This is a genomic window from Erythrobacter donghaensis, assembly GCF_002155425.1.
In the GTDB taxonomy this organism is placed as follows: Bacteria; Pseudomonadota; Alphaproteobacteria; order Sphingomonadales; family Sphingomonadaceae; genus Erythrobacter; species Erythrobacter donghaensis.
Genome location: NZ_MUYG01000010.1, coordinates 87,244 through 99,084 on the forward strand (window position 1 = coordinate 87,244; position 11,841 = coordinate 99,084).

Genomic DNA, 11,841 nt, shown 5'->3' on the forward strand with positions numbered 1-11,841 from the left:
AGCCTATTCGGTCAGCTGGCGGGGCAGCTTGAACACCATCTTCTCGACGGTGGCGGTGATTTCCTTTTCCTGGATCGTGCGGCGCGTCGCCAGCGCGGCGACCACTTCGCGCACCAGTATCTCGGGTGCGGAGGCCCCCGCGGTCAGCCCCAGCGTTTCCACGCCTTCCAGCCATGCAAAGTCGATTTCCGAAGCGCGCTGAATCAGCTTGGCAGGAGTGCCGAGCCGTTCCGACACTTCGACCAGCCGCAGCGAATTGGACGAATTGGGCGCGCCGATCACCAACACCAGATCGCAGTCATGCGCCAGTTCCTTGACCGCCGCCTGCCGGTTCGAGGTGGCATAGCAGATGTCTTCGGCGCGCGGGCCCGAGATGTTGGGATAGCGCCATTCGAGCGCCTGAATCACCTCGCGTGTGTCGTCCACCGACAGCGTGGTCTGGGTGAGGTAGGCGAGCTCCTCGTCGGAATCGAAGGGCAGCTTGTCGACATCCTCGATCGTCTCGACCAGCGTCATCTGGCCCGGTTCGACCTGACCCATCGTGCCGATCACCTCGGGGTGGCCCTCGTGGCCGATGAAGATGATGTGGCGGCCTTTTTCGATCTGGCGTTCGGCCTGACGGTGGATCTTGCTCACCAGCGGGCAGGTGGCATCGACATAGAGCAGCTGGCGGCGCTTCGCCTCAGCCGGGACCGCCTTCGGCACCCCGTGGGCGCTGAACACCACCGGCGCATCGTCGGGCACCTCGTCCAGTTCCTTGACGAAGATCGCGCCCTTGGCCTTCAGCTGCTCGACCACATATTTGTTGTGGACGATCTCGTGCCGCACAAAGACCGGCGCGCCGTAGCGTTCGAGCGCCTTCTCGACGATTTCGATTGCGCGGTCGACACCGGCGCAGAAGCCGCGCGGGGCGGCAATCAACAGGTTGAGCTGCGGGCGCTCGGCGGTCGCGGCGGCGGAGGCGGGAAAGGGCGCGTTCATGTCTCTCCCCCTAGCGCTTTGTGCGCGTCCTCGCTAGGGCGCACGGGATCGGAATATGCAAGGACGGCTTTTGATGATGCTTCGCGCGCGCGGCTTGGTGGCTCTGGGACTGGTGGCGAGCCTTGCGGCCTGTTCGAACGAGGGCGAGCTGGTGATCGACCAGGGCGTCGGCATTGCCAGCGTACTGACGCTGTGCCCCTCGGTCGGGATTCCCGACTATACGGGCGATATCACCACCTTCCGCCCCGGCGGGGATACCACCGTCGCCAGCCTCGATGTGAGCGCGGCGATGACCGATCTGCGCTCGACCTGCAATGACAGCACCGACAAGATCTATTCCGAGGCGACCTTCACCATCAACGCCCGCCGCAGCGACACGCGCGGCGCGCGCACGGTCGAGCTGCCCTATTTCGTGACCGTGCTGCGCGGCGGCAATGCCGTGGTCAGCAAGCGCGTGGGCATGGTGACGATCGCCTTTGCCGACGGGCAGGACCGCGCGGTCGCCAGCGGCAAGGCAGCGAGCTACGTCAACCGCGCCGACGCCGCGCTGCCCGAGGATATCCGCCAGAAGATCACCAAGCGACGACGCGCGGGCGATGCCGAAGCGGCGCTCGATCCGCTGGCCGATCCCGAGGTCAAGGCCGCCGTCGCCCGCACCCGGTTCGAAATGCTGGTCGGCTTCCAGCTGACCGAGGACCAGCTGAAGTATAATGTGACGAGATAGTTTGTGCGGGCGCATCCGCGCCCGCATCCTCGGCGCGTTTCCGGCGCTGCGCGCAAGAGCACCTGCGGGCGCGCGGTCGCGCTTGCGACGCCGTCGGCGTCGTGCCAGCGCCATTCGTGAGGTGGGGCAGTCGTCTTCCTCCCCCGTCCCGGGCTTGACCCGGGACCCCGCTTCCTATCTTGCACGCGCGATATTTCCGCGCACACCGCACGAGACACCGATGACCACACCCAAGACCCTCTACGCAGCCTACACCGCGCTGATCGAAACCGTGCTGACCGATCTGGTCGCCGAGGGCGTGCTGCCCGCAGGCACCTCCTTCGCCAATGTCACGCTTGAGCCGCCGCGCGACCCCAGCCACGGCGATCTGGCGACCAATGCCGCGATGGTGCTGGCCAAGCCTGCGGGCATGAACCCGCGCGCGCTGGCCGAGGCGATCACCGCAAAGCTCGCCGTGCAGCCCTCCATCACCAGCGCCGACATTGCCGGGCCGGGCTTCATCAACCTGCGTCTCGCGGGCGAGGCATGGCTCGACGAGCTGCGCGCCATCGCCAGCCTCGGCGCGGATTACGGACGCTCGCAGATGGGCGGGGGCGCGACCGTCAATGTCGAATATGTCTCGGCCAACCCCACCGGGCCGATGCACATGGGCCACTGCCGCGGCGCGGTTGTGGGCGATGCGCTCGCCGGGCTGCTGGAGTTCGCCGGGCATAGGGTCATCAAGGAATACTACGTCAACGATGCGGGCGCGCAGGTCGATGTGCTCGCCCGCTCGGTGCACTTGCGTTATCGCGAGGCGCTTGGCGAGAGTATCACCATTCCCGAAGGCCTGTATCCCGGCGATTACCTTGTCGATATCGGCCAGAAACTTGCCGCCGAGTTCGGCGACAAATATGCCGCTGCCCCCGAAGAAGAATGGCTGATCCTGTTCCGCACCCGCGCGGTGGCGGCGATGATGGACATGATCCGCGAGGATCTCGCGACGCTCGGCATCGCGCACGATCTGTTCTCGTCCGAGGCCGAATTGCAGGCCTCGGGCAAGGTCGATGCCGCCGAGGCGTGGCTGCGCGACCACGATCTCGTCTATGACGGCGTGCTCGAAGCCCCCAAGGGCAAGGCCCCGCCCGAGGACTGGGAGCCCGTCCAACTCCCGCTGTTCCGCTCGACGAAGTTCGGCGACGATCAGGATCGCCCGATCAAGAAATCGAACGGGGCGTGGACCTATTTCGGGGCCGACCTCGCCTATCACTTCCAGAAGGCCCAGACCGCCGATGCGCTGGTCGACATCTGGGGCGCGGACCATGCCGGCACCGTCAAGCGGATCAAGGCCGCAGTCGCCGCGCTGACCAGTGCCGATGGCGCTTCCCCGAAGCCCTTCGAGGTCAAGCTGGTCCAGATGGTGCAGCTGATGAAGGGCGGCCAGCCGTTCAAGATGTCGAAGCGCGCGGGCAATTTCGTGACGCTCGCCGACGTGGTCGACATGGTCGGCAAGGATGTGGTGCGCTTCACCATGCTGACCCGCAAGCCCGATGCGCAAATGGATTTCGACTTCGACAAGGTGGTCGAAGCCTCGAAGGACAACCCTGTCTTCTACGTGCAATATGCCCATGCGCGCATCCGCTCGAGCCTGCGCAAGGCGGCCGACATGGGGATCACGCCGTCCGATGCGGCACTCGACAAGCTCGGGACAGAGGAGCTGGCGCTGATCGCCCGCGCCGCGCAGTTCCCGCGCGAGATCGAAGCCGCCGCCCGCGCGCGCGAACCGCACCGGATCGCTTTCTATCTCTACGATCTGGCGGGCGACCTCCATTCCTACTGGAACCTCGGTAACGACCGGCCCGAAAAGCGCTTCATCGTGGAACAGGACCCCGCTCTGACGGCAGCAAGGCTTTTCCTTGCAAGCGCAATCGGGCAGGTAATCTGCGGCGGTCTCGGCGTCTTGGGTGTCGAGGCGGTCGAAAGCATGTAATCTTGCGCATGTGAGCCATTTGGGGGCCCGGAATTTCGCCATGATCGACGCCGAATACGAGGAACTGGACGAAGGGATGGACGGCGGCAACGACGGGCTCGGCGACGAGCTCGATCTGGCCGACACGGACAATCTCCCCTGGCTAGAATCCGACGAGGATGACGAGGACGCGGGCGGCTTCGACATGATGCAGATCGCGGGGTTCTTCACCCTGATGGTCGCGCTGCTCGCGGTCGTGGTCGGCGGGGTGTGGTGGGTCTCCCATCGTGCGGCAAGCGGCGATGTGGTCGCCGATGGCAGCGTGATTTCCGCGCCCGAAGGGCCGGTCAAGACCAAGCCCGACGATCCGGGCGGCAAGACCTTCGCGGGCACGGGCAATGTCGCGCCCGTCGTGGGCGAGGGCGGATCGCGCCCCGCGGTGGTCGCCGATACCAACCTTCCGCCGCTTCCGGGCGGGACGCCGGGCAGCAAGCCTGCGCCTGCGCCCACGCCCTCGGCAGGCGCAACCAAGCCGGTGCCCGTCACGCCCGCGGCAGAACCCGCTCCGGCGGCAGGCACGGCCGTGCAGCTCGCCGCCTATGGCACCCGCGCGCGGGCCGAGCAGGGCTGGGTCGACGCGCAACGCCGCACCGACAAGCTCGCCGGGATCAAGCACCGCGTGGTCGAAGGCAAGGTTGATATCGGCACGGTCTATCGCCTGCAGGCCGTCACCGGCAGCCGGGCCGAAGCCGACCGCCTGTGCGCCGCGATCAAGGCCGACGGGCTCGAGTGTCAGGTCAAATAGATGGGGATTGGCGGGGTGCTGCCCCCGTCTTGAGCCCCTCTTGCCCTTGCGAGCCCCGGCTTTGGGTGCGAGTCTGGCACCACCATGATTCCGGCAATCTTCGGCCTCGGCGGCCCGCAGCTTACCCCTGACGAGCGCGCCTTCTTCCGCGATTGCGATCCGGCGGGCTACATCCTGTTCGGGCGCAATTGTGTCGATCCCGAGCAACTGCGCGCACTGACCGATGATCTCAGGAGCATCCACGGGCGCGACCGGCTGCTGATCTCGATCGATCAGGAAGGCGGGCGCGTCGCGCGGCTGCGGCCGCCGCACTGGGCCAGCTATCCCGCAGGGGCCGCCTTCGAACGGCTCTATGCCATCGCGCCCGCCAGCGCGATCGAGGCGGCGCGGGCCAATGCCACGGCGATGGGGCTGGAGCTTTCGTATATGGGCATCACGGTCGATTACCACCCTCCGCTCGACCTGCGCGTGCCCGGCGCGCATGATGTGATCGGTGACCGCGCTTTCGGCAGCGACCCGGTGGCCGTGGCCGCGATCGGGCGCGCCGTGCTCGAAGGGCTGGCGGCGGGCGGCGTGACCGGTTGCGTCAAGCACATGCCCGGCCACGGCCGCACCGATGTTGACACGCACAAGGCGCTGCCCACCGTCACAGCCTCGGCTGCGGAGCTTGAGGACGACCTCGCCCCGTTCCGCACGCTCAGCCATGCGCTGATCGGCATGACCGGGCATTTGGTCTTCACCGCGTGGGATGCCGACAACCCGGCGACCCTCTCCGAAACCGTGATCCGCGACGTGATCCGCGGCGCAATCGGCTTTGATGGCCTGCTGCTGACCGACGATATCGACATGGAGGCGCTGGGCGGCTCGATCCCCGAACGTGCGGCGCGGGCCCATGCGGCGGGGTGCGACATCATCCTCAATTGCTGGGCGAAGATGGACGACATGGAGGGGATTTGCGAGGTGCTGCCCACCATGCCTCCCACCACCGCCGCACGGCTCGAGCGGGCGCTGGAAGGCACCCGCATCGCCCCGACGCTCGCCCCGGAGGCGGGTGCGCTGCTGTCCAAGCGTGATGCGCTGCTGGCGCTGACGGGAGCCGCGGCATGAGCGAGGCCGATCAGCCCTTCATGTTCCCGCCCGAGGCGTCGCGGCCCGATTCGGATGCGCTCTATCTCGAACTGGGCGCGTGGGAAGGGCCGCTCGACCTGCTGCTCGATCTCGCGCGGCGGCAGAAAGTCGACCTCAGGCAGATCTCGATCCTCGCGCTGGTCGATCAATACCTCACCTATATCGAGCGCGCCGGGGCGATGAAGCTGGAGCTGGCCGCCGATTACCTCGTGATGGCAGCCTGGCTCGCCTACCTCAAGTCGGCGATGCTGCTGCCGAAGGAGGAGCAGGAAGACCCGTCGCCCGAGGAACTGGCGCTGCGCCTGCAACTGCGGCTGCAGCGCCTCGGCGCGATGCGCGAGGCGGCGGGGCGGTTGATGGGGCGCGACCGGATCGGGCGCGACGTGTTTCTGCGAGGGAGCCCCGAGGGCCTGCGCACCGACCGCAAGACCGTGTGGCGCTCCGACCTGTTCAGCCTCATCCAGGCCTATGGGCAGGTCAAGGCGCGCACCGCGCCGCGCATCTATCACGTGGCGAACCGCCCGGTGATGACGCTCGATTCGGCGCTGGAGCGGGTCGCGGCGATGCTCGGCGTGACGCTCGAATGGATGGAAATCCGCGATTTCCTGCCGCCCCACGCCTCGCCCGAACTGAAGCGCTCGGCGCTGGCCTCCAGCTTCGTCGCGGCGCTGGAGCTGGCCAAGCGCGGACGCGCGGAGCTGGAGCAGGAAGCAGCCTTTGCCCCCCTGCGCATCCGTCGTCTGAAGGACGGCACAGGACAAGGGCTGGGGGCATGAGCGAAGCCGAGCCCGACCCGCTCGAACGCGCAATCGAGGCGACCTTGTTCGCCGCCGAAGCGCCGATGACGGTCGATGCGCTCGCTGCCCATCTCGGCGATGCCGCCCCCGGCGATGTGCGCGCGGCGCTGGCCACGCTGACAGCGCGCTATGGCCCGCGCGGGGTGCACCTGGTTGAGCGCGGCGGCAGGTGGCACTTCGAAACCGCGCCCGACCTCGCCCATCTGCTGCGCCGCGAGAAGGAGCAGGTGCGCCGCCTCAGCCGCGCGGCGACCGAAGTGCTGGCGATCATCGCCTATCACGAGCCCGTCAGCCGCGCGGAAATCGAATCGATCCGCGGCGTGCAGACCAGCGCAGGCACGCTCGACGTGCTGATGGAGGCGGGCTGGGTGAAGCCCGCCGGTCGCCGCGAGGTGCCGGGCCGCCCGGTGATCTACGCCACGACGCCCGAATTCCTCGACCATTTCGGCCTCGCCAGCCGCCGCGATCTTTCCGGAATCGACGAATTGCGCGCCGCCGGGCTGCTCGATCCGGTGGACGAGGCGATGGAGGCCGCGATGCGCTTCGACCCCGACGAGCCCGACGAGGCCGAGAGCGACGACGAAGACCCATCCTGATCCGTCGCACCGGGTGGCATCGGCGCGCCAAGGCTCCTATATGGGGCTTCCACAGCAACACGAGTCTCGGACTATGCAACCCGGTATCTGGCAAATTCTCATCATCGCACTGGTCGTGCTGGTCCTGTTCGGCCGCGGGCGCATTTCGGAAATGATGGGCGATTTCGGCAAGGGCATCTCCAGCTTCAAGAAGGGGATGAGCGAGACGCAAGATCCCCCGGCCAAGGGGCAGATCGAGCCGCCCGCCGCCGATCCCGCGCCGACGGCAGCGCCGGCTCCGACCACGCTCGACAAGTCCGACACCCCCGGCGCCTGACCCCTGCCAAGGAGGCGGGCTGACCGCACCCCCCTATGTTCGACCTCGGCATCGGAGAATTGCTGGTCATCCTGATCGTCGCGGTGGTGGCGATCGGGCCCAAGGACCTGCCGCTGGCGATGCGGACGGCTGGTCGCTGGATCGGCAAGATCCGGCGTGTCTCGGCCCATTTCCGCTCCGGCATCGACGCTATGGTGCGTGAGGCCGAGCTTGAGGACATGGAAAAGAAGTGGAAGGCGCAGAACGAGGAGATCATGCGCCGCTCCGCCGCCTTGACCGAGGCTGAAGCCGGTGCGCCGGTGATGACGGGGCCGCCACCGGTGGAAAAACTCTCGCCCCCCGAGTCGCCTCCGCCGCCCGCCGCCGAGCCGCCCGCAACCGCCCCAGATACCGACGAAGCGCAGCCGCAACTGCCGCTCGCCAAGGGCAATGGCGATGTTTAAAATCAACGATCTCGACGAGACCCGCGCCCCGCTGCTCGACCACCTGATCGAACTGCGCACCCGCGTTATCCGCGCGTTGCTGGCGCTGGGGGTGGGCTTTGGGGTGTGCCTCTATTTCGCCGACGAAATCCTCGGGATGCTGGTCTGGCCGCTCAAGCAGGCCTTCCCCAATGGCGAGGGCCAGCTGATCTTCACCAAGCTGCCGGAGGTGTTCTTCGTCGAACTGAAGGTCGCGTTGTTTGCGGGCTTCATGGTCAGTTTTCCGGTGATCGCCAACCAGCTCTGGGCTTTCGTCGCGCCGGGGCTCTATGCGCGCGAGAAGAAGGCCTTCCTGCCGTTTCTGCTGGCGACCCCGGTGCTGTTCGGTGCGGGTGCGGCGCTGGCCTATTTCGTGGTGATGCCGATCGCTTTCACCTTCTTCCTCGGCTTCGGCGGGGAGGCGGGGGGCATGAAGCTGGAGGCGTTGCCGAGCGCGGGCGAATATCTCAACCTGGTGATGCAGTTCATCCTCGCCTTCGGGCTGACCTTCCTGCTGCCAGTGCTGCTGCTGTTGCTGCACCGCGCAGGCATCATTACCCGCGCGCAGATGTCGGCGGCGCGGCGCTATGTGATCGTGGCGATCTTCGTGATTGCGGCGGTGGTGACGCCGCCCGATCCGGGCTCGCAGGTGATCCTTGCGTTGCCGCTGTGGCTGCTGTTCGAGGGCGCGCTGGTGATGATGCGGTTCCAGGAAAAGGCGGTCGAGGCCGACAAGGCCGCGCGCGAAGCCGAGGAAGCAGCCGAGCGCGCGGCGGCGGAGTAATTACTCCCCCTTCACCTTGACCCCACCGATCCACACCCCGATCACCTTCGTCTGGCGCAGCGCGTCGGGCGATGCGAGCAGCGGGTCGCGGTCGACCAGCAGGAAGTCCGCGCGCTCGCCCGGCAGCAGACGTCCGAACCGCCCTTCGGCAAATCCGGCATAGGCGGCATCGGACGTGAAGCCTGCCAGCGCGGTTTCGCGGCTGACGGCTTCCTGCGGGAACCACCCGCCGAAGGGCTGGCCCTGCGCATCGGTGCGGCTGATCGCGGCGGCCATCCCGGCGAAGGGGTCGGCGGGCTCCACCGGCGCATCCGAGCCGAAGGCCAGCCGCCCGCCCGCATTGAGCACCGAGCGCCACGGATAGGCGCCTTCCAGCCGGTCGGGCCCCAGCCGCGCCTCGGCCATCAGCCGGTCGCTGGTCTGGTGGAGCGGCTGCATCGAGGCGATCACCCCGTTCTGCCCCATCCGCGCGATGTCCACCGGATCAATGATCTGCGCATGCTCGATCCGCCAGCGCCGGTCGCCCTTGTAGGTCTCGGACAGTTCCTCGACCGCGCCGAGCACCTCGTTGTTGGCGGCATCGCCGATCGCGTGGACGGCGGTCTGGAAATTGTCCATCGCCGCGCGGCTCATCAGGTTCCTGAGCTGCGCGGGGCTGAGCAGCGGCAGGCCCTTCGCGCCCGGATCGTCGTGATAGGGCGCCTTGAGGGTCGCCCCGCGCGATCCCAGCGCGCCGTCGAGATAGAGCTTGATCCCGCCCATCCTCAGGCGGTCGTCATAGAGCCACACGGTCGGCTCCGGCCCGGCGACGGTGTCGAGCGTCTCGAATGAATCGGCATAGGCCATGATGCGGATCTGCAAGCGCCCCGCATCGCCCGCGCGGCGGAAGGTGTTCCAGTCGACCAGCTCGGTGCCCATGTCGGCCACCGCTGTGACGCCGTACTTGAGCAGCACCTCCTGCGCCTTGATGAAGGCGAGGTCGCGGTCTTCGGGTCGGGGCGGGGGGACGACCTTGCCGACAAGTTGCACGGCATAGTCGACAAACACGCCTGCCGGTGCGCCCTTGGAGTCGCGGATGATTTTGCCGCCCGCAGGGTCCGCCGTCTTGGCGGTGACGCCTGCGGTAGTGATGGCGAGGGTGTTGCCCCAATTGGCGTGATTGTCCGCGCGCTCCAGCCACACCGGGCGGTCCCCCACCACCGAATCCAGTTCAGCGGCGGTGGGGAAGCGCCCGAGGCCCCATTTCTCCTGATTCCACCCGCGCCCGAGAATCCACGGGCGGCCCGGGTTCTCCTCGGCAAAGGCCTTGATCTTCGCCAGCGCGTCTTCGAGCGAAGTGGTGTCCGACAGATCGAGCGTCAGCGCGCCGAAGCCGATGTCCATCACGTGCACATGGGCGTCGATCATGCCGGGGATCATTACCCGGCCTTCGCCATCGATCAGGAAATCGGTGCGCGGGCGCGCCTCGCCGCGCGCGAGCAAGGTGGTGACCTTGCCGTCATCATCGAACACGAGGCCCGTGAAGCGCTTGACCGCGCCGCTATCGTCGATGGTCAGCCCGTCGACATTGTCGACCAGCGTATCGGCAAGGGCAGGGGCAGCGAGCGCCAGAGCGGAAACGGCAGCAAGCGAGCGGGCGAGCGTCAGCAGCATGGAGGTCCTTGATAGGAAGGCCAAAGGGATCGGCGGCGATGCCTATCGCCTTCGCGCAGCATTGCCAACTTTCCGGACACGAGGAAATCCTTTTGACCAAATCGGCGCAGCGCTGATTGCCCTTACGGCTGCAAGCCTCTAATCGCCCTGGCACCATGGCAACGCACGTCGCATCCCAGAGCCCCAAGGGCGCCGCCGCCACCCCGGCCGACCTGACCCTCGACACCGTCCGCGCCGCCGCCGCGCGGATCGAAGGCGCGGTGGTCAAGACCCCGATGATGCACTCGATCACGCTGTCGGAGATTACCGGCGCGGACATCTGGCTGAAGTTCGAGAATCTCCAGTTCACCGCCGCCTACAAGGAGCGCGGGGCATTGAACGCGCTGTTGCTGCTGAACGAGGAACAGCGCGGGCGCGGCGTGATCGCGGCCTCGGCGGGGAACCATTCGCAGGGGCTCAGCTATCACGGCACCCGGCTGGGCGTGCCCGTCACCATCGTCATGCCGCGCACCACGCCGACGGTGAAGGTGATGCAGACCGAAAGCGTCGGCGGCACGGTGGTATTGGAAGGCGAAACCTTCGATGAAGCCTATGCCCATGCGAGAAAGCTCGAAGGTGAGCTGGGCCTGACCTTCGTCCACCCCTTCGACGATCCCGATGTGGCGGCGGGCGCAGGCACGGTTGCGCTAGAGATGCTGGAAGTGAAGCCCGATCTCGACTGCATCGTCACCCCGATCGGCGGGGGCGGGCTGATTTCAGGCATGGCGACGGTCGCCAAGGCGCTCAATCCGAACATCGAAGTCGTCGGCGTTCAGGCGGGGCTGTTCCCGTCGATGTTCGACCGGATCAAGGGCGGCAGCCTGCCCTGCGGCGGGGACACGCTGGCCGAAGGCATCGCGGTCAAGGTGCCGGGCGACTTCACCGCCAAGGTGATTGCCGAGCGTGTCGACGACATCCTGCTGGTGGACGAGCCCGCGCTCGAGAAAGCGGTGGCGCTGCTGCTCCAGATCGAAAAGACCGTGGTTGAAGGTGCAGGCGCGGCGGGCCTCGCGGCGGTGCTGGGCAGCCCCAAGCGGTTTGCGGGCAAGTCGATCGGCCTTGCGCTGTGCGGCGGCAATATCGACACTCGGCTGCTCGCCAATGTGCTGCTGCGCGATCTGGCGCGGCAAGGCCGGCTCGCGCGGCTCAGGATCACCTTGCAGGATCGACCCGGCGCGCTGTTCAAGGTGATGCGCCTGTTCGACGAGCACAACGTCAACATCATCGAGATTTATCACCAGCGCATCTTCACCACGCTGCCCGCCAAGGGCCTGATCACCGACATCGAATGCGAAGCGCGCGATGCCGAGCAGGTCGAGCGGCTGGTCGAGGGGCTGCGCGCCAAGGGCTATACCGTCCAGCTGGTCGAACTCGGCTAGGCTGCATCCGGCATTCGGCCCTGACGGCCTCCGACATCGTCCGATCACCTTTTCAATGACGCGTGCAAAAGTCCCCTTTCGCACCATAGCGGACCCGCTTTTGCGGCGAGCCGTGCGGGTGTCTGCATATTTCGCGACTTTTTCATGGTTAAGGGACTTTTACCGGAACACCTGTGCGGGCATAAGATTTTCTTAACACTTTCGCCCACCGCGATTCATTCGCAGCAAGG

General features: G+C 67.0%; 12 protein-coding genes. 10 read left to right on the top strand and 2 right to left on the bottom strand.

The genetic code is table 11. The annotated features are described in order from the left end of the window. Positions 1–3: 3 nt before the first annotated feature. Complete coding sequence (ispH, locus tag BZF59_RS08845) at positions 4–981, bottom strand: 4-hydroxy-3-methylbut-2-enyl diphosphate reductase (protein WP_086607906.1); 978 nt, start codon at positions 979–981, stop codon at positions 4–6. A gap of 73 nt (positions 982–1,054) precedes the next feature. On the opposite strand from ispH, the gene BZF59_RS08850 reads away from it, so the two are divergent. The 9 genes from BZF59_RS08850 to tatC all read left to right on the top strand — a co-directional run bounded on the left by BZF59_RS08850 (position 1,055) and on the right by tatC (position 8,540). After that, positions 1,055–1,705 carry a hypothetical protein gene (locus BZF59_RS08850; RefSeq protein WP_086607907.1) on the top strand — a complete coding sequence of 217 codons (651 nt, stop codon included), beginning with the start codon at positions 1,055–1,057 and terminating at the stop codon, positions 1,703–1,705. 220 nt (positions 1,706–1,925) lie between these two features. Further along, positions 1,926–3,674 (top strand): arginine--tRNA ligase, encoded by a 1,749-nt coding sequence (gene argS, locus BZF59_RS08855; protein ID WP_086607908.1) that lies wholly within the window; start codon positions 1,926–1,928, stop codon positions 3,672–3,674. 40 nt (positions 3,675–3,714) lie between these two features. Beyond that, the gene (locus BZF59_RS08860) at positions 3,715–4,458 is read left to right on the top strand and encodes an SPOR domain-containing protein (protein ID WP_086607909.1); all 744 of its coding nucleotides are present in this window, start codon (positions 3,715–3,717) and stop codon (positions 4,456–4,458) included. 84 nt (positions 4,459–4,542) lie between these two features. Beyond that, the gene (gene nagZ, locus BZF59_RS08865; RefSeq protein WP_086607910.1) at positions 4,543–5,565 is read left to right on the top strand and encodes a beta-N-acetylhexosaminidase; all 1,023 of its coding nucleotides are present in this window, start codon (positions 4,543–4,545) and stop codon (positions 5,563–5,565) included. Then, positions 5,562–6,362 carry a segregation and condensation protein A gene (locus BZF59_RS08870; protein ID WP_086607911.1) on the top strand — a complete coding sequence of 267 codons (801 nt, stop codon included), beginning with the start codon at positions 5,562–5,564 and terminating at the stop codon, positions 6,360–6,362. The genes nagZ and BZF59_RS08870 overlap by 4 nt, the downstream gene beginning before the upstream one ends. After that, on the top strand, positions 6,359–6,979 hold the full coding sequence (scpB, locus tag BZF59_RS08875; RefSeq protein WP_086607912.1) for an SMC-Scp complex subunit ScpB: 621 nt from the start codon (positions 6,359–6,361) through the stop codon (positions 6,977–6,979). The genes BZF59_RS08870 and scpB overlap by 4 nt, the downstream gene beginning before the upstream one ends. A gap of 73 nt (positions 6,980–7,052) precedes the next feature. Continuing rightward, positions 7,053–7,295: a twin-arginine translocase TatA/TatE family subunit gene (gene tatA / locus BZF59_RS08880; RefSeq protein ID WP_086607913.1), complete on the top strand. Its 243-nt coding sequence runs from the start codon at positions 7,053–7,055 to the stop codon at positions 7,293–7,295. Between the two features lie 35 nt (positions 7,296–7,330). Further along, on the top strand, positions 7,331–7,738 hold the full coding sequence (gene tatB, locus BZF59_RS08885; protein ID WP_086607914.1) for a Sec-independent protein translocase protein TatB: 408 nt from the start codon (positions 7,331–7,333) through the stop codon (positions 7,736–7,738). After that, entirely contained in the window at positions 7,731–8,540 is an 810-nt protein-coding gene (tatC, locus tag BZF59_RS08890; protein WP_086608394.1) for a twin-arginine translocase subunit TatC, read from the top strand. Before tatB ends, tatC begins: the two co-directional genes overlap by 8 nt. Here the strand turns inward: tatC and BZF59_RS08895 are convergent, their stop codons facing one another. Next, positions 8,541–10,193 carry an amidohydrolase gene (locus BZF59_RS08895; protein WP_086607915.1) on the bottom strand — a complete coding sequence of 551 codons (1,653 nt, stop codon included), beginning with the start codon at positions 10,191–10,193 and terminating at the stop codon, positions 8,541–8,543. Positions 10,194–10,348: 155 nt separating this feature from the next. On the opposite strand from BZF59_RS08895, the gene BZF59_RS08900 reads away from it, so the two are divergent. Next, on the top strand, positions 10,349–11,611 hold the full coding sequence (locus tag BZF59_RS08900) for a threonine ammonia-lyase (RefSeq protein WP_086607916.1): 1,263 nt from the start codon (positions 10,349–10,351) through the stop codon (positions 11,609–11,611). Positions 11,612–11,841: the final 230 nt, after the last annotated feature.

Coding starts and splice junctions, on each gene's coding strand:
- ispH (WP_086607906.1), bottom strand. CDS start 981: ATGAACGCGCCCTTTCCCGCCTCCGCCGCCGCGACCGCCGAGCGCCCG.
- BZF59_RS08850 (WP_086607907.1), top strand. CDS start 1,055: ATGATGCTTCGCGCGCGCGGCTTGGTGGCTCTGGGACTGGTGGCGAGC.
- argS (WP_086607908.1), top strand. CDS start 1,926: ATGACCACACCCAAGACCCTCTACGCAGCCTACACCGCGCTGATCGAA.
- BZF59_RS08860 (WP_086607909.1), top strand. CDS start 3,715: ATGATCGACGCCGAATACGAGGAACTGGACGAAGGGATGGACGGCGGC.
- nagZ (WP_086607910.1), top strand. CDS start 4,543: ATGATTCCGGCAATCTTCGGCCTCGGCGGCCCGCAGCTTACCCCTGAC.
- BZF59_RS08870 (WP_086607911.1), top strand. CDS start 5,562: ATGAGCGAGGCCGATCAGCCCTTCATGTTCCCGCCCGAGGCGTCGCGG.
- scpB (WP_086607912.1), top strand. CDS start 6,359: ATGAGCGAAGCCGAGCCCGACCCGCTCGAACGCGCAATCGAGGCGACC.
- tatA (WP_086607913.1), top strand. CDS start 7,053: ATGCAACCCGGTATCTGGCAAATTCTCATCATCGCACTGGTCGTGCTG.
- tatB (WP_086607914.1), top strand. CDS start 7,331: ATGTTCGACCTCGGCATCGGAGAATTGCTGGTCATCCTGATCGTCGCG.
- tatC (WP_086608394.1), top strand. CDS start 7,731: ATGTTTAAAATCAACGATCTCGACGAGACCCGCGCCCCGCTGCTCGAC.
- BZF59_RS08895 (WP_086607915.1), bottom strand. CDS start 10,193: ATGCTGCTGACGCTCGCCCGCTCGCTTGCTGCCGTTTCCGCTCTGGCG.
- BZF59_RS08900 (WP_086607916.1), top strand. CDS start 10,349: ATGGCAACGCACGTCGCATCCCAGAGCCCCAAGGGCGCCGCCGCCACC.